The organism is Polyangium sp. y55x31, from assembly GCF_029946505.1.
In the GTDB taxonomy this organism is placed as follows: Bacteria; Myxococcota_A; Polyangia; order Polyangiales; family Polyangiaceae; genus Polyangium.
Map to the genome: position 1 here is coordinate 220,823 of NZ_JARZHG010000008.1, position 16,494 is coordinate 237,316.

Consider the following 16,494-nt stretch of genomic DNA (forward strand, 5'->3'; position numbering starts at 1 on the left):
CGGTCGGCGCGAGAAACAGGGGGCGCCTTTTTGGCAGGGGGGGGATCGCGCGGCAAGAGGTTTCCCGGGGGGGACGGGCGGTGAAACGGGGGACGGGGGTGGGGGGTTTGCCAGGGTTGGGGGGTGGGGGCGGGTTCCCGGGCGACGTCCACGCGGACGGCGGGCGCGCGTCTGCGCTCGGGCGGCGGATTTCGATCGTCAATCGCGGCCGCGGCAATGGCAAGCTGTCATGACATCGAGCGGGCCAAACGCCTGCTGACGGAAGCGACCCCATTGGCAGAACGCACCAAAGACGACCCCACGATCCTCCGCGGGGGTGAAGTCGAGGAGGAACAGGAAAGGACAAACGTCGCCATCGCCCAATTCGAAGGCGAAAAGGAGACGGCCACCCCGGCCCCCAGCCCGCCGACGACCAGTCGTGCGAGGGTGAAGAGCCGTCGATGGTGGCTCGCAGCCGCGGCGCTGACCCTGGTCTTCGCGGGCTGGGCCCTGTGGAGGTACTACGCCTCGCTCGACGAGATGCGATTCTGCTTCCGAGACGGCGCTCTGACCCACTGCACGCACGACCTCGACACCTGCGAAGAGGTCCGCGGCCTGGTCGGCCCCTCCGCCGGGCCCTGTCAACCGATCAGTCCGACCTTCCCCTGAGAGCGGCGGCCGTCGCCCCTACGTGCGAACCTCGATCCGCTCCGGCTCCATCGCCACCCCCAGATACGCGAGCGCCTCGCCCGGATCCGTGAACACCCCCGTCGGCCGCTCGTCCGCGCGCACCTGCCGCGTCACCTGCAGGATCCCCACCGCCGTCTGGACCAGCGTCGCGATCTTCTGGAACTCCCTCAAAAAGTGCTTCCGCAATCGCCCGAACTCCGCCTCGAAATCGGGGTCGTTCCGCGGCGGCGCCGGGCGCGCGTCGATGAGCAGCATCGTCCGGGGCCGCGAGACATATCCGATCGCGGATTCCATTTCGACGAACGTGTCCCGCAACGTCTCGATGCTGGGGTACGGGACGCTCGTTCGGGTCACGATCAAAAGCTTTCGAGTCACGTCATGCCGCAGGACCATGTACGGGTTGCGGTAGACCTCCTTCGGCCCACCGCGACTCGATGGGATCATGGTCACGGCGCAGGCTCCCGCGTGCACGTGACCATGTGGAGCGCCGTGCCCTCGAGCGGCTGGACCTCGACCGCGCGGCCGAAGCGCGTGCGAGCGACGAGCGCGCGGATCGCCGGCGCGTCGCGCGGGACGACGCTCCATTCGAGCAGGTGCTCCATCATCGGCAGATCCGTGAGATCCGGCCCGAGCGCCGTCCACACCGCCGTCCCCGAAGGCGCGAGGTGGCTCCAGATCCAGTCGAGCAAGGCCACCGCGTCGTCGTCCGAGAGGTAATCGAAGAAGCAGAGCGCGTAGACGAGGTTCTGCGGCCCGAGGAAGATCTCCGAGCCCGAGCCCGAGAGGCTCAAAGGCTCCGCGCAAAGGAACGTCATCGACGAGGCATGCCCCGCCTCCGACGCCTGGTGGTTGCCACGGCGAAGCGCGTCCGGATCCGGGTCGATGCACGTCGCCGCGATGACACCCTCGCCCGCCTCGTCCATCGCGTCGAGCAGCTCGTCGCCGCCGCCGCTCGCGATGCTCGTCACGAGGAACGGGCCCGCGCCCGCATGATCGGCCGCGCGGCGGACGATCTCGGCGGCCATGGCCTTGCGGCTCTCGCGGCGCGCCCGGCACACGGGGCGATCGAGGAACCAGCGGTCGACGAGCGGACCGATGAGGCCGTCGCCCTCGGCGTCGGCGTCGGCGATCGCGCGGCGCGTCTCGTCGTCCTCGGCCACGCCGCCGGGTTTGTCGTAGACGCGCGCGATCGTCGCGCTCGACATGAGCAGCGCAAAGCAGATGCGGAAGACGAAGCTGCCCACGCCCTCACGCAAGCGGCTGATGTCCCGGAACGTGAGGAGGTCGTCGACGCTGATCGCGAGCAGCGCCTTCTCCGTGGTGTGCTCTTCGAGCAAGGCGACGACACGATCACACGCGGACGCGACGACACGCGCCGCCGCGTCCGCGGTCGTCCTTCGCGCCGCGAGCGACTCCTCGACGCGCTGGACCTCCCGCAAGACGTTCGTGAGGCCTTCGATCAGGCTCGAAGGGACGTGCCGCGCCGAGAGCTGGCCGTAACGCGCCTTGTGCGAGCGCTGGCCGCGGAGCTTCGTGAGGCTGCCGCTCAAGGCGCGGACGCGCCTCGACAAACTCACCGCGAGCGAGCGGTAGAAGCGGGCCGCGAGGTCGGGGTGCGCGGAGAGGAGCGCCTCGAGGTCGGCGTTGTCGATGCGGTTCAGGACGGCGTCACCTTCGGCGACGACGGTGGCGCTCGCGCTGCGTCGTTCGAGGAAGGAGATCTCGCCGAGGATCTGGCCCGGGCCGAAGTAGCCGACGGTGACGCCGCCCGCGCGGACCGAGATGAAGCCCTCTTGCACGAGGAAGATCGCCTCGGGGCTCTGTCCCTCCCGGACGATGGTCTCGCCACGCACGACGTGCCGCCTCTGGCTCGACCGGAGCAGGAGCTCGATGTCCTGATCCCCCAGGAAACTCAGCTTGTCACGGAGCATGCGTCGGACCTCCATCCCCCACGGTCGCCTTGCGGAAATCGAACGCCGCCGGGATCCCGGCCAGGCCGTTCTCGATGACCCTCTCCCAAGCTTCGAGCCCGAACCGATACATCGCGTCGCGGCTCTCGGGCACGTGGCGCTGGACGTTCGTCATCGCCATGTTCATCCCCCGGATCAGCGGCGCGACGTGGCGCCACGGCGTGCGCGGATACGCGAGCGCGTCCGCGAGCGGCTCACCCACGAGGTGCCGCGACAGACCGTAGAGCAGGTCCACGAGCCGCTGCGCCACCGCCCGCTGCGCCGGGTTCTTCGCGAGCTCGAGCGGCGCCTCCATGAGCGCCTTGACGAGCGCGCGCGAGTCGTCGTCCGGCGGATCCATCACCGCGTGGATGAGCCGGATGAGGCGCAGGCCCTCGGCCTCGGTGGCCGCGCAGATCTTCGAATCGACGCCGCTGAGCAGGCCGCCGTAACGCCAGAGCTGCACGATGTCGTCACGCTCGGACTCGGGGACCTCGTAGCCGAGCTTCGCGAGGCCCTCGATGAGGACCGACGAGAAGAGCACGTTCGTCCCGGCCATGTACGCCTGGTTCACGGGCAAGCCCCAGCGCTCGTAAGGCCAGGACTTGCGCTGCAAAAGGAGCCTGCGCACCTGGGCGTGCATGAGCCGGACGCGGATCGTGATCTTGAAGCCCTCGGCGCCGCGTCGGAGGCCGCCGGGGCGGCACGTCTCGACGAGGAAACGCGCGGTCTCGGTGAGCCTGCGCGAGGCGCGCTGGACGAGGCGACCCGAGGCCGTGAGGGGCTTGCTGCCATCCGGCGAGGCATACGAGAGCGGGAGCGAGTAACAGGCGAGGACGACCGCGCCGAGAGGGCCGGTGCGTAACACGGCGCGGCCGCCCCGGTCGAGTTTGTCCCAGTCGAGCCAGAGCGGGATCTCGTCGATCTGCCGGAAGAACTGCACGAACGCGCGCGGCGGGCGGCGCACGCTCGCGATGCCCTCGTCGAGCGCCTGCTGCAGCATGCGGTTCGCCTGCGCAGGGCGAAGATCGTTCAGCACGGCGACGAGCTCGTCCGCGGGCGGGTCGCCGCGCATGAGGAACGGGCCGAACGAGTCGACGGCCTCGCCGAAACGCTCACGCGCCGCCGTTCGATCGACATACCAGGCCGGAACACGCGGCACGGCCGCGCCTTCGGGGATGTCGGGGTGCAGCCTGGGACTGTCGGTGCTCATGGCCGCCTCTCCTCACCGACTCCTACCACGCCGGACGGACGGCACGAAAGGCACATCCTTGCCTCTTGACACGAGGTCACGGGCGCGCGTGCCGGCCCACAGTCGTTCAGCGGATCGAGCGCGGAGGCCGCACCGGCTCTTCGTGGGAAGCGCCCGGCGAGGAGCCGGTGGCCGAGGACGAGACACCGGCGGAGGTCTGCGAGGGCGGCGGGGTCGCGGTGGACACGGGCGCAGCCACCGAGGCCGGGCTCGAAGCCGAGGACGGCGACGTGTGGGGCGGCTTCATGCTCTGCCGCAAGGCGCGGTGGTAGGCGAGCGTGAACTCCTGCCGATCCGTGTAGACCGTGAGCATGCCCCCGAGCGCGAGGTTCGCGATCGAGACGCCCATGCTGACGATCTTCGAGCGGACGAGGATGTGGCTGCCCACGATCTTGCCGCGGATCCAGAAGATCCAATCCGTCAGCTTGAGGCGGGCGTCGGAGTCGTAGCCGGCGAGCTCCCACCAGTCGTTGAAGATGATGGGCTTGGCCCCCTGGCCAATCAGCTTGTCAATGGGCTGCGTGATTTTACTGACAATCTCTTTTTCGAGGTAGCCGCTGACGTGCTCGTAGACGACGTCATCGGTGACCTTGATGCGCAGCTCCCCCCTGCTCCAGCGGACGTGTTCTTCCGCACTGGAGTGGGCTCTCGGGGGGCCTACCGGGGGCATGCGCCACTGATACCGGAATCCAAGATGGAAGGCCAGCTTCGGCCAGCGTGCCGCGTAGAACCCTGGGCCTTCAGGCACGGACTCGACGCGCTGCCACGGTGAAATGGTTCGCCGCTCTACCGCGGGCTCGAGATGGGCGCGCTGTCCGGCATGGCTTCGATGATCCGGCGGCGGCTGGCGCGGAGGAGGCGGCCCACGCCAGGCTCGATGTTGGGGATCGCCGTGCCGATGAGCCGCGCCCGCTCGGCGAGGCGCGCGAGGCCCTCCGGTCCGATGCGCAGGCGCGCCTTCGGCTCGATCACGCTGAGCATGCCCCGCGTGCGGCCCGCCGCGTCGAGCACGGGCGCCGCCGCAAAACCCCGCACGAGCCCCTCCGTCACCGCGACGTCGCCCTGGAAAAACGGATGCGCGAACGCGTCCGCCACGACGAGCGTCTCCCCCGCCCCGAGCACGTGGCGGCCGATCCCCCCGAGCACCGGCCACTTGCGCGGATCCATCCCCACCGCCGAGACGAGGACGCGGCCCTCCCCCTGAGCCACCATCGCCAGCGCCACCGACGCCTTGAGCTCCTCCGCGGCGGACCGGACAAACCAGTCGAGGCGCGGATCCTTCGGGCCCTCCTGCATCGAGCGGACCGAGTTCACCTGCGGCGACGAGAGCGCCGCCTCGGAGAGCGGCGAGAGCTCGGCGCCCTGGAGCAGGGCCTCAGCGACAGCGCGCAGCGTGTCCGGCGAGGCGCTTCGCGGCAGGATCGCGCTGATGCCGAGGTGCTCGCGCAGCGCGCCGGCGAAGGCGCGGAGCTCGGGGAACGGCGAGGTGACGATCACCTTCGCGCCACGGCCGCTGATGCGCGTGCGCAGCCAGTCGAGGACCTCGAAGCCGTCCACGACGGGGAGCGACAAGGACGTGACGAGCAGCGCCGGGGTCCCGAAGCGGCGGAGGAGCCAGATGGCGCGCTCTCCGTCCTGCGCGACGAGCGGGACGAGGCCGAGGGCGTCGACGACGGCGACCTGGGCGGCCGAGAGCGCTGGATCGGGTTCGGCGACGAGGGCGAATGCGGACATGACGTACCTCCTCCGGGGGGCGGGGGGTTCAGGGGATTCGCCACCAAGTTAAACAATTGTCGTGCCACCGCATAGATGCCGTCGGGAAGCCCCCGATTGAGCAGATGACGCGCGACGGTGGCGCGTGTCGCGCAAAGATCGCGCGCCGAACGTCCGTCCCGCGCGCGGCGCGCTGATGCCTGGACGTCGCACTGATGCCCGTGCCCCTCGCCCGTTGCATGTTCACGCAGGGTCCTGCGCAAAGAGGGGGCGTACGTTCTCGGGTCCCTCGTTGCGGGGGTTGTTGACGCGGGTGGAGACGGGCGTCACGACGAGCTCGTCGCCGATGCGGGCCTGTACCATCGCCTGCAGGAAGTCCGGTCGTTGCTCGTCGGGATCGAGCCAGGATCCGTAGGCATCCGGGGCCAGGATGACGGGCATGCGATCGTGAACGTCCGCCACGGCCGCGCGGGCCTCGGCCGTGAGGATGGTGAAGGTATCGAGCGTGCTGCCCTCGGCGTTCTTCCAGCGGGCCCAGAGGCCGGCGAAGGAGAACGGCACCTCGCCCGGCATGTGGATGCGGCAAGGCTGCTTCTTGCCGGTGCCGAGCTTTTTCCACTCGTAGAAGCCGTCCGTGACGATGAGACAACGCTTCGACTTGAAGCTCGACCGGTACGCGGGCTTCTCGGCGGCCGTCTCGACCCGGGCGTTGATCATGCGATCGCCGATCGACGGATCCTTGGCCCACGAAGGAACAAGGCCCCAGCGGGCGAGCTCGATCGTGCGCGGCGCCCCGGGCGCGAGGACCCGCACGATGGGCATGTCCTGCGTGGGCGAGACATTGAAGCGCGGCGCGAGGAGCGGGACGTCGAGGACCCCGAAGAGGGGTCCGAGCAGGTTCGGCGCGACGTTCGTCAGGGTGTATCGACCACACATGGGAACATCCGAGAAATCGGGAAGCGGCGCGGCTGCGCGTACATGGCGAACGGGTCTCGCAGGACGCACTCGCCTCGGGCCGTTCGTACCACATCGAGGGGCGCTCGTGGGGAGGAGGATGCACGCCGTCCTCGCGCGGCGAGGCGTGTTGACAAGGAGGCGGGCGGCGGCGACGATGCCGCGGCCGATGGCGATCCACGCGCTCTCCCGTGACGATTTGCTGGTCCTCGTGGACGGCTTCGTCGATGCGTTCAACCGCGGCGACCTCGACGCCGTGATGCAGCATTTCACGGAAGACGCGCTCTACGTGACGTACGACGGCAAGGAGCACCGGGGCAAGGCGCGGATCCGCGCCGCATTCGAGCCGCAATTCCGGGGGGAATTCGGCAAGATCTCATTCGTGACGGAGGACCGGCTGCTCGACGAGGAGGCCGGCAAAGCAATGGTGCGCTGGACCTGCCGGCACGAGCTCGAAGGCGGCCAGACGGCGCTGCCGGGGCTCGCCGAGGTGCGCAACCTCCTGTTCCGCGGGGTGTATGGGCGCGTGTTCGCCTGGCAGGGGCTCGACGTGCTGCATTTCGAGGGGGGCAAGGTGCGGGAGAAGCGAACGTATTCGCAAGCGCACGTGCCGCTCGGGCACGGGGCGAGGTAGCAAAAACCCCTAGGACCCGGGCGCCGCTTTCGCTACCGTCGGCGCGCTTCCCCCGATGCTGGGACGACTCGACCGACCGTCTCTCCTCGCCGCGGCCCTCGCGCTCGTGGCCTGTACACGCCCGGCGCCCACGCCCGCACACGCGAAGGCCGGTCCAAAAGAGGCGCCGTCCCTCGGGCTCGATGCGCCGCTCGTGGGCGGGGCGCGGCTGTTTCAGACGTCGGTCGACGACGCGTTCTGGGTCTCGCACGAGGCGGATCGGGACCGGCTGGTGTCGGCGGGCGTGCGGTTCGAGGTCGCGCCGGAGAGCGGCGAGGTGCTTTCGGCGGCGTGGGACGTCGATCTGTCGCTGAAGAGTGATCCGCTCGTCGGGTCGCTCGTGGTGGCGCCGCACCTCGGCGGGGGGTTCGTCCACTGGAGCCGCGCGCGGGTGTTTCGGTCCGACACGTTCACGGGGCCGCTCCGGCCGGTCGCGCTCGGCGGCGCGCTCGGGGTCGGGGCCGTGCGCGGGGCGAGGAGCGGGCTCGACGCGGTGCTCGTGTTCGGCGAGGCGGCGACGGCGGCGCTGCGGAAGGGGAGCGATTCGCTCGAAGCGCCGAGCGAGGCGGGGCTCGCGGATTTCGCGGCGCTCGATGGAAAACGCGCGGTGCGCGTGGACTACTTCGGCAGGCTCGCGTCGACGGGGGACGGGGGAGCGACGTGGAACGACGCGGCGGGCGTCGCGGGCCTCGGGAGCAAGACGTTCCTGGTGCAGCCGGACGCGCTCGCGGTGGATACGTGGCAAGGGCGGCTGCCCCTCGGCGCGGACGGGCGGTTCGGGCCGATGGAGGGGACGCAGCACGGATCGTCGCACGGGCGCGGGTTCGAGCCGATCCTGCCGGGCTCGCGGGCGGACGATCGGAATGCGTGGTGGATCTGGCGGGATACGCCGCCGATCCAGGCCGCGGTGCTCGGCGGGGCGAGGGTCTCCGCGGGGCGCGCGCTGGCGATGAACCCATCGGCCCTCGCGGAGGTGGATCTCGCGCGGGCGACGCTGACGCGCGCCGTGACGGACTTTCCGCAGCCGGGGCTCATGTGCGGAGCGGTGGCGGGGCCCGAGGCGCCGTTCGTCGTGTGCGGCTGGGAGATGTACCAGGACACGAGCTCGTACGTGATGAGCCTGCGGGGCGGGGCCTTTCCGCCCGTCGTCGAGCGGGCCTTCAGCGACGACGGGTATTTCGTGACCGACGACGCGGGCGCCATCGCGTTCGTGGGGTCGTGCAAGTTCACGCCGCGGCTGCTCGATGTGAACGATCCGGCGCGCATGGATTTCGGCAGCGAGATCCGACCGGCGACGCGGATCTGCGTGCGGCGCGGGCCGGACGAGTGGGTCGAGCACACGATCGAGCTGCCGCCCGGGCAGGAGGTGTACGGCTGGGCGCCGCGGCGGGACGGGACGGCGGTGGCGCTGGTCGTCGATCCGCGCACGGAGGGTTTGCCCGAGGCGAAAAGCGACGAGCCACGCGTGATCGTGCAAGGCGGCGTGCGGATCGTGCGGGTGCCGGCCGAGGTCTCGGGCATGGTGTTCTCGCGTCCCTCGTTCAATCCGTACGGCATGTACGCGGGCGGCATGCGTGGGCCGCTCGGGCCGCTCGTCGAGCGTCGGTTCCAGGTGCGGGAGGACGGCTCGGTCGAGGGCTGGCTGGTGTCGCCGAACGGGGGCGAGGTGGGCGGTGTGTTCGTCGGGGTCGTCGTGGATGCGCGCGGCCAGGTGACGACGTTCCCCCCGCCGCCGCGGGTCCTCGGCATGATCGTGACCGGCGACTTTGGTGTGGCGCTGACGCGCGACGGCGATCTGTACGAGACGATCGATCACGGCCGGAGCTTTCGAGCGGCGGGGCGGTCGCCGGTGCCGCCCGCGGCCTTCGGCGGCTTCTGCTCGCCGCTCGGGTGTGCAATCGGACCGGTGACGCGCCTCGGCTGGGGATCGACGGGCGCGGCGCCGGTGGTGTACCCGGCCAAACCCTACGAGGAGCCGGAGGGGAAGGCGCCGGTGCGGCTCGCCTGCACGCCGACCGGCAAACCGGAGCTCGCCCCGGAGGACACGCTCGTGCCGGACAAGGGCAGGTTGTCGTGGCAAACCGGGCTCGGGGACGTGGTGACGCTCGTGCGCGAGGTGGAGAATACGCCCGGGGAGGCCGAGCCAGGGGGGCCGTCGGCGGACCTCCTGCAAGCGCTGCCGCCGGAGGTGCTCGCGCAGCTCCCGAAGGGCGCGCTGCAGGGCTTGCTCCAGGGCGCTCCGCAGAACGCGGGCAATGCCCCGCCGGCGCCGGGGAATACGCAGGGAAAAACCCCGGGGAAGACGCCGCCGCGAAAGGCCAGCGCGGCGCCGCTGCGCACGCATTCGCTCGTGATGCGGGTGCCGTTCGAGCCGGGCGCGCCGCCCTTGCGCATCGACGCGACGGGCGCGGAGCTCGAGGAAGCGCGGCGCGTGATCGTGACGCCGCTGCTCGCGCCGAAGGGAGACGTCGGGCTTTTGTTCGTGACGGACAGGAACGAGGTCGTGGCGGCGAACGATCGCACGGCGACGCTGCCGCTCTTCGAGCCGCGGCGTTACGCGGCGAACGAGACCTCCGTGGGCGCCGGGCTCCTGCTCGGGCCGGAGCGCGTGCTCGTGCTGGGCGAGATCCGCCGGCGTACGACGTTCGAGGAGCACGGGCAGGCGCCGATGCGACCGCCGGTCTTCATGGGCCAGGAGCGCGACAGCGGCGGGCGAAGGCCGGTGACGCTGGCCCGGCGGGACGACGGGGCGATCGGGATGTTGCTCTGGGACGGGAGCCCGCCGCGCGTGATCGCGGTCGCGGAGATCGATCCGTCGACGCAGAGCCCGCGGCCGCGGATCGCGCTCGCGCCGTGGTCGACCGCGACGCCGGCCGACGATCCACGCTGCAAGAAGGCCACGGGCTGGCGGGCGCTCGTGCCGATGGAGCCCTCGGCGTGGTTCGGGCTCGACACGCGCGCGCTGCCGGGCGTGTCCCTCCGCGCGACGGGCGCGGCGCTCGTGCGCTGGACGGAGGAGCGGGTGTGCGTGGAGGCGATCGACGTCGGAGCCGAGCGCCGGCCCGATGACACCACGCGCAGCGAGGGAAGCCTGGTCGTGCGGTGGGCGGGCTCGAAGCGCCGCGGCGCCGTGCTCCAGGCGGGCGGGCTGCGGCAAACGCTCGACTGCAAGCTCGAACCGGCGCCCGAGGAGCGATCCCGATGAAGCGCGCCGCCCTCACGTCGGCCTGCGCGCTCCTCGTGGCCGCGGCGAGCTGCACGGGGGCGCGGCCCGAGCCGATCACGCCGCCGTCCGGGGAGAAGGCGCGCGCGGTGGAGGCGGCGTCGTCGCGGGACGCGGTGCTGGGTCCGCCGCGCTGGGTCGTGCCGGGCGCGACGGATTGGATCGAGCGGACCGAGGCCGGGATCGATCGCGCGCTCGCGGGCGGTCGCCGGGTCGAGTCGCGCGGGGCCGACGTGATCGCGACGGCCAAGGACACGGCCGAGTTCGACGGGGCCACCGCGGCCCCGGCGTGGAGCGCCGCGCCGGCGGCGCCCGCGCGGTACGTGCTCTGGAAGGAGCGCGAGGTGTTCGGCGCGGCCGAGTGGCTCGGCGAGGCGCGTTTGCTCGGGAAGCTGCCTTCGGCCGTGCAACGCACGTTCGATTGGGTCGACGGCACGGGGCTCGTCACGGCGGCCGGCGTGTTCGTGGTGTCGCCCGCGGGAGGGCCGCCGCGCAAGCTCGACCTGCCCGGGTTTGCCGTCGGGCTCGCGGCGGACGCGCGCCGCGCGCTGGTGCTGACGGTGTTCGGCCACGCGCGCCTCACGATGGACGGCGGCGCGACGTTCCGCGACGTGTCGGCCGAGCTTCCGGACGCGACGGAGATCGAGGTCCGGGGCGAGGATTTGCACGTGATGCTCCGGGGCGAGGAGAGCCGGCTCGTCGACGCGCGCGGGAGCATCGTGTCGGATCGCGCCCCGCAGGGCCCGCGGCGCCACGAACCGCCGCCCGATTTCGATGATCGCTGGCCCGAAGAATCCGGCGTGTCGGCCCTCGACGCGGCGACGGCGTACGGCCTGCGCTGGCTCGAAGGGGACGCCCTCGCGGTCGCGGAGGGCGCCGTCGCGCGGGTCGACCTGCACACGGGCCGGGCGACCGCGCTGCTTTCGATCGAGACGGGCGACGACACGTGCGCGCCGCTGCGGGTGAAGGACGGCGCGCTCCTCGTTTGCGAAGGTCACAACCGCGCCACCGTGCTCGATCTGGCGAGCGGCGGGCGCATCGAGCGTACGTTCGACCTGCCGGACGGGCCGATCTGGGACCGCTTCGTGGTCGCGGACGGCGAGGCGCTCGGCTTCGTCGGCCCGTGCGAGGGGCCCGCGCCGGGCTCGCCCGCCGACGTCGTCGCCACGGCCTCGCCGACGAACGCCTCGAACCAGCGGAGCCCTGTGTTCTGCGTGCGGAAAAGCCCGGGCGTATGGGTCGAGCACACGCTCGCGCCGGCCGACGCGAGCGACGTCGTCGCCTGGATTCCCCGGGCCGAGGGCGCCGCCGTGGCCCTCGTGGCCATTCCCGGCACGTTCCTCCACGGCGCGCCCCGTGTCACCGTGCGCGGCGCCCTCCGCGTCGTGCGCGTGGCCCGCAACGAGCCGCCGCTCGACGTCACCACGTATTCCTCGGCGACGACCGCGCTGCTCACCCGCGCGCTTCACGTCACGCCAGACGGCACGATCGAAGGCTGGCTCCCCTCGGCGCACGGACCGTCGAGCCTCGCGGCCGTGACCATCGACCCCGAGGGCCGCCCGCGGCAGCACCCCTTCCCCGCGCAGACCGTCAGCGTCACGACCTCGGGCCGCTTCGGCCTCGCCCGCACCGAGACCGAGCGCCTGTTCGAGACGACCGATTACGGCCGCACCTTCCGCCCCATCACGCCCCCGCCGAGCGGCGGATCGTCCGAGCCCATGTCGTGCAGCGAGGTCGGCTGCCAGGTCGGCATGTTCGTGCGGATCGGCTGGAACGACGGCTCCACGCCCGCGCCCGAGGACACGACCTCGCCGAAGCCAAACCCCGACTACCAGCGCCCGATCCCCCTGCCCCCGCTCGTGCGCCTCGCCTGCCGATATGCTGGCGCGGGCGAGGGCAAGCGGATCCCCGATTCGTTCGGCCTCGGCTACACGAAAACGCCGATCGCCCGCGCGGCGCCCGGCCGCATCGGCTTCACGGGCGGGATGCTCATCCCCTGGAACGGCCCGCAGCCCGCCGGTGCCACGGGTGACGCCGAGGTCGCCTACGTGCCCTTGCTCGACCTCGCGGCGCCGATCACCCGCGCCACGATCCCGCTCTCGCGCCTCGGCCCGACGCCGTTCCATCCGTACGAGATCCGGCTCGGGTACGTGCTCGACGGCACGAAGGTGCGCGCCGTGGCCACCTCGGGCCTCGGCCGCTGCGCCGCCCCGCTCGTCGACGACGCCGGCCTGACGATCCCCATCGGCGGGTGCGTCGACGATCCCACGGTGGGCGTCGTGCACGGCAGCCGCGCCCTGCTCGTGACGGGGAGCGGCGAGGGGCAGGCCGTCTCCGCCGTGGAGCTGCCGAAAAAGACGCCCACGCCCGGCCGCGTCGTCTCCGGCGGCCGACGTGAGCTCGCGTCGCTGCATCCACCCGAGGGCGCCAGCCGCTTCGATCTCGCCGCCGGCCTGCGCGGGCAGGACCCGGTCGTCGTGGCCGTCGACGCGGGCGGCGACGCCGTGATCGCGCCGCTCGACCCGGCTCGAGGCACGCTCGGCCCCGAGAAACGCCTCGCGTCCCTCGCGGACCTCACCGCCGCCTCGGATCCTCGCTGCGCGCCGCAGCCCGACGACGCCCGCGTCGTCTTTCCTTTCGACACGGAGATCGGCCTCGCCCAGGGCGCGCTCCTCGGCATCACGAACAGCGGTTCGGCCGGGATCGCCGTCCTGCGCTGGTCGCCGGCCCGCGTCTGCCTCGAAGCCGTGGAGTTCGCGGTCCGCGACGACCGCTACGAGCCCGAGCTCGGCTACTACGACCCGCCGGGCACGGTCCGCAAGGTCATCGCTCGCTTCGACGGCAAGGGGCCCGGCAAGGGCACGCTCGTGGTCCTCGGCTTCGGCGCCGAGGTCCGCCAGCCGCTCACCTGCGAAGGCATCGTCCGATGAAGAACCGCGCCTTCCCCCGGGCCGCGTCCGTCGCCCTCGTCGCCCTCGCCGCCGCCTTCGCCGCCTGCTCCGCGAAGCCCACGCGCCCGAGCGCCTCCACCACGCCGCTCCGCCCGAAACCCGCTGCCGCGCCCGAGCCCCTCCTCGGCCCGGCCCGGTACGTCCTCTCCGAGGGCGTCGGCATCTCCTTCGACGAGGCCGGCCGCGGCTCCGCCCTGCCACGCCGCGAGCCCGCCCTCGCCTCTGGCAAGCGCTTCCTGCTCGAAGGCGGCGTGGTCCTCGCCGAGGCGCAGGGTCCCGAGGCTTTGTTCGGCTTCCGCTCCCTGCCGGCGCGCCTCGGCGGCGGCTACGTCTTCTGGTCGGAAGCGCGCACCTACCGCGCCGACACCTTCCTCGGCGAGCTCCGCCCCATCGCCCAGATCGCGGCCGAAGGCGGCGCGCGCCCCTGGCTCGACACCCTCGTCCTGCGCACCGACCTCGGCCTGCTCGAGCTCGACCCTCGCGCCGCCACGCCCGCCCTCCGCCGCACCGACCTCGCGCGCTTCGCCGAAGCCTCCTCCCTCGACGGCAAGCACGGCGTCCGCCTCGACGCCTTCGGCCGCGCCGAGATCACCACCGACGGCGGCAAGACCTTCCGTGACCTCACCGCCGAGCGCAACGTCCGCATCTTCGGCGTCGAGGAGGGCGAGTCCGGAAGGCTCCTCTTGCTCGCGGGCGCGGGCCGCCAGCCCACGCTCGCCCTCGACCCCGCCAAAGGCCTCGTCCCCGTCGTCGCGGACCCGCCGAACGACCTCGGCTGGGGCATGATCTCCTCCCTCGCGGAGGACATCCTGCCCCCGAGCCGCCGCCTCGCCCCGCCCGAGCTCGCGAGCGCCGTCTTCGCCGGGGCCCGCCTCCCGGGCGGCCGTGTCCTCGTCACGCAAGAGCAATCCGTCCGCGTCCTCGCCCTCACCACGGGCCAGGTCCTCGACGAAGCCCTCCTGACCGGCGTCACCGAGCTCTACACGCACTGCCAGCCCATCACCCGCGGCCCTGACATCCTCCTCGCGTGCACCCACCCGCACGGCGCCCACGTCCTCGCCCTCCGCGACGACCCCTCCGCGCCGCGCGTCGAAGCCACCTTCCCCGAGCCGTCCACGTTCGTCGCGGGCCTCGGCCCCCGCTTCGCCTTCACCGGTCGATGTGGCGTGCTCGTCCCCACGGTCGCCGATTTCCGGGGCGCCCCGCCCGTCAATGACGCGCAACCGAGGCTCTTCGGGCCCAGCCAGTTCGAGCGCGAGTTCACGACGCCCCCGGAAGACCCGCCCGAGCCGCTCGATCCGACCCCCACCGACGAGGCCTACGTCTGCGTCCGCAGCGAAGGCGGCGCCTGGACCGAGCGACGCCTCACCGGCGAAGACGCGACCCATCTGTACCGGTTCCTCCCCGGCGACGGCGGTACAGCCACGGCCCTGGTCTTCCGCGGCAAGGACACGAAAACCGCCCCCGAACCCGCGCCCGAAGGCGTCCGCATCATCCGCGTCGACCCCGAGGATCCCGCCCTCGGCGGCGCCGCCTTCGCGGCCGTCCTCACGCCCATGGAGGAGCCGCCTTACCGCTCGATCGACCGCGATTTCTGGCTCGACGAAAAAGACGGCTCCATCCACGGCTGGATCGTCCTCCCGCCCGAAGGCGAGTCCGCCGAGGACGCCGAGCGCCCCGACCCCATCCCCCAAGGCCGCTCCGAGCGCGTGCTCCCCGTCTCCACGCGCCTCGGCGGCCGCTTCGCCGGCGTCCACATCCAGCCCGACGGCCGCGTCGTGGTCCATCCGCTCCCGCCCGGCGTCGTCGAGGTCCTTCGCGGCGGCCCCTTCGCCCTCGCCCGCGCCGACGCCGAGGGCCTCGCCACCTACCACGAGACCACCGACGGCGGCCGCACCTTCCGCCCCGTCGCGGCGCCCCCCGTCGGCGAGCTCAACGCCCCCTACGACGCCAACGTCGTCCAGGGCTGCTCCGAGCTCGGCTGCGCCCTCGGCGACGGCGTCGTCCGCCTCGGCTGGGGCGGCCCCGCACCCGCCTCCGCTGCCGAGCCGCCCCTATCTGCCGACATCGCCCCCGCGCCCGAGCCCCCCGTCAAGCGCCTCGGCTCGCTCCCCCTCCGCTGCCGCCTCGAACGCCCCGGCACCCCCGCGCCCCGCGGCGACGGCAAAGCCGACGCCGCCCCTCCGCCGCTCCCCGCCTCGCTGCGCATCCCGCCCGGCGTCGCCGTCGGCGTCGTCCGTGCCGGCGCCTACGACGTCGACGTTGGCCTCCCGTTCGACCCGCGCCCTCCACGCCGCGTCACCTTCAAGGCCCCGCCCCTCAGCCGCGTCGAGGGCGCCGTCGTCCCCGTCCTCCTCGCGACCGACGCCTCGCCCGTGGGCCTCTTCCTCCGGACGACCGAGCTCCGCTTCGACCTCGGCCTCCCGGGCGCCTCGCCGAGCCGCGACCCCGTCCCCCTCCAGCACAACGGCATCCTCACCGCCGCCGTCGACCTCGGCCGCGGCGACCTCCTCGCGCTCGAAGCCGCGGACGGCGAGCTCTCCCTCCTCCGCGGCGGTCTCCTCCGCCGTTTCGCCCAGATCGCCCGTGTCCCCGACGTCACCCGCCACCGCCTCGGCCTCGCGCGCCGCCGCGGCGACGCGGCTTCCCCTCGGCTCGCCGTGAGCGCCGTCTCCGGCACCTCCGGCGACATCCTCCTCGCCGACCTCGACCTCACCCGCGCCGCCCTCGGCCCCACGCGCCTCGCCGGCAGCCTCGTGAACCTCGACCCCTCCTCGGCTTGCCGCCCCGACCCCGACGCCTACCGCCTGCTCGCCGAGGTCCTCGTCGACGTGCAATTCGACCCGCCCGACGAAGGCCATGACGCCCCGAGCCTCGGCGCCACGGCCCTCGTCGCCGTCTCTTCGGGCCGCACCTGCCTGGAAGGCCTCGAGGTCCGTTTCCCTCGGAATAATGAAACCCTCGTGGTCCGATTCCCGTCCCCCGGCGCGTCGCTCGTGCGCGCGGCTGGGCGCAGCGACGCGGCCGTCTGTTCGAGCCCGTGAACCTCCGCGGCGAGGCCGCGACGGTGTACCATGGGACCGTCGCCGCTTTCTTCACGCCATTTTTTC

Annotated in this window: 11 protein-coding genes; 5 read left to right on the top strand and 6 right to left on the bottom strand. The window is 72.5% G+C overall.

The features are described 5' to 3' along the window. Window positions 1–216: 216 nt before the first annotated feature. Complete coding sequence (locus tag QHF84_RS17495) at window positions 217–648, top strand: hypothetical protein (protein ID WP_281314448.1); 432 nt, start codon at window positions 217–219, stop codon at window positions 646–648. An 18-nt stretch (window positions 649–666) separates the two neighbouring features. Here the strand turns inward: QHF84_RS17495 and QHF84_RS17500 are convergent, their stop codons facing one another. From QHF84_RS17500 to QHF84_RS17525, 6 genes are all read right to left on the bottom strand, one after another. Next, window positions 667–1,023: a hypothetical protein gene (locus QHF84_RS17500; RefSeq protein ID WP_281314449.1), complete on the bottom strand. Its 357-nt coding sequence runs from the start codon at window positions 1,021–1,023 to the stop codon at window positions 667–669. Window positions 1,024–1,115: 92 nt separating this feature from the next. Further along, the gene (locus tag QHF84_RS17505; protein WP_281314450.1) at window positions 1,116–2,600 is read right to left on the bottom strand and encodes a cyclic nucleotide-binding domain-containing protein; all 1,485 of its coding nucleotides are present in this window, start codon (window positions 2,598–2,600) and stop codon (window positions 1,116–1,118) included. Further along, window positions 2,590–3,831 (bottom strand): oxygenase MpaB family protein, encoded by a 1,242-nt coding sequence (locus tag QHF84_RS17510; RefSeq protein ID WP_281314451.1) that lies wholly within the window; start codon window positions 3,829–3,831, stop codon window positions 2,590–2,592. Before QHF84_RS17510 ends, QHF84_RS17505 begins: the two co-directional genes overlap by 11 nt. A gap of 106 nt (window positions 3,832–3,937) precedes the next feature. After that, the gene (locus tag QHF84_RS17515) at window positions 3,938–4,540 is read right to left on the bottom strand and encodes a hypothetical protein (protein ID WP_281314452.1); all 603 of its coding nucleotides are present in this window, start codon (window positions 4,538–4,540) and stop codon (window positions 3,938–3,940) included. A gap of 116 nt (window positions 4,541–4,656) precedes the next feature. Then, window positions 4,657–5,604, bottom strand: a complete 948-nt coding sequence (locus tag QHF84_RS17520) for a hypothetical protein (protein WP_281314453.1) — start codon at window positions 5,602–5,604, stop codon at window positions 4,657–4,659. 222 nt (window positions 5,605–5,826) lie between these two features. Continuing rightward, window positions 5,827–6,519 carry an SOS response-associated peptidase gene (locus QHF84_RS17525; RefSeq protein WP_281314454.1) on the bottom strand — a complete coding sequence of 231 codons (693 nt, stop codon included), beginning with the start codon at window positions 6,517–6,519 and terminating at the stop codon, window positions 5,827–5,829. Between the two features lie 187 nt (window positions 6,520–6,706). On the opposite strand from QHF84_RS17525, the gene QHF84_RS17530 reads away from it, so the two are divergent. Genes QHF84_RS17530 through QHF84_RS17545 form a run of 4 tightly spaced genes read left to right on the top strand, consistent with a single transcriptional unit; the run spans window position 6,707 to window position 16,428 of the window. Next, the gene (locus QHF84_RS17530) at window positions 6,707–7,171 is read left to right on the top strand and encodes a nuclear transport factor 2 family protein (RefSeq protein ID WP_281314455.1); all 465 of its coding nucleotides are present in this window, start codon (window positions 6,707–6,709) and stop codon (window positions 7,169–7,171) included. Window positions 7,172–7,226: 55 nt separating this feature from the next. Next, window positions 7,227–10,415 (top strand): hypothetical protein, encoded by a 3,189-nt coding sequence (locus QHF84_RS17535; RefSeq protein ID WP_281314456.1) that lies wholly within the window; start codon window positions 7,227–7,229, stop codon window positions 10,413–10,415. Beyond that, complete coding sequence (locus QHF84_RS17540) at window positions 10,412–13,363, top strand: hypothetical protein (protein WP_281314457.1); 2,952 nt, start codon at window positions 10,412–10,414, stop codon at window positions 13,361–13,363. Before QHF84_RS17535 ends, QHF84_RS17540 begins: the two co-directional genes overlap by 4 nt. Next, window positions 13,360–16,428 (top strand): hypothetical protein, encoded by a 3,069-nt coding sequence (locus tag QHF84_RS17545; protein WP_281314458.1) that lies wholly within the window; start codon window positions 13,360–13,362, stop codon window positions 16,426–16,428. Before QHF84_RS17540 ends, QHF84_RS17545 begins: the two co-directional genes overlap by 4 nt. The last annotated feature ends 66 nt before the right edge of the window (window positions 16,429–16,494 follow it).

Bases quoted from the DNA above. Each gene is read 5' to 3' on its own strand.
- QHF84_RS17495 (WP_281314448.1), top strand. From the start codon at position 217: ATGGCAAGCTGTCATGACATCGAGCGGGCCAAACGCCTGCTGACGGAA.
- QHF84_RS17505 (WP_281314450.1), bottom strand. From the start codon at position 2,600: ATGCTCCGTGACAAGCTGAGTTTCCTGGGGGATCAGGACATCGAGCTC.
- QHF84_RS17510 (WP_281314451.1), bottom strand. From the start codon at position 3,831: ATGAGCACCGACAGTCCCAGGCTGCACCCCGACATCCCCGAAGGCGCG.
- QHF84_RS17515 (WP_281314452.1), bottom strand. From the start codon at position 4,540: ATGCCCCCGGTAGGCCCCCCGAGAGCCCACTCCAGTGCGGAAGAACAC.
- QHF84_RS17520 (WP_281314453.1), bottom strand. From the start codon at position 5,604: ATGTCCGCATTCGCCCTCGTCGCCGAACCCGATCCAGCGCTCTCGGCC.
- QHF84_RS17525 (WP_281314454.1), bottom strand. From the start codon at position 6,519: ATGTGTGGTCGATACACCCTGACGAACGTCGCGCCGAACCTGCTCGGA.
- QHF84_RS17530 (WP_281314455.1), top strand. From the start codon at position 6,707: ATGGCGATCCACGCGCTCTCCCGTGACGATTTGCTGGTCCTCGTGGAC.
- QHF84_RS17535 (WP_281314456.1), top strand. From the start codon at position 7,227: ATGCTGGGACGACTCGACCGACCGTCTCTCCTCGCCGCGGCCCTCGCG.
- QHF84_RS17540 (WP_281314457.1), top strand. From the start codon at position 10,412: ATGAAGCGCGCCGCCCTCACGTCGGCCTGCGCGCTCCTCGTGGCCGCG.
- QHF84_RS17545 (WP_281314458.1), top strand. From the start codon at position 13,360: ATGAAGAACCGCGCCTTCCCCCGGGCCGCGTCCGTCGCCCTCGTCGCC.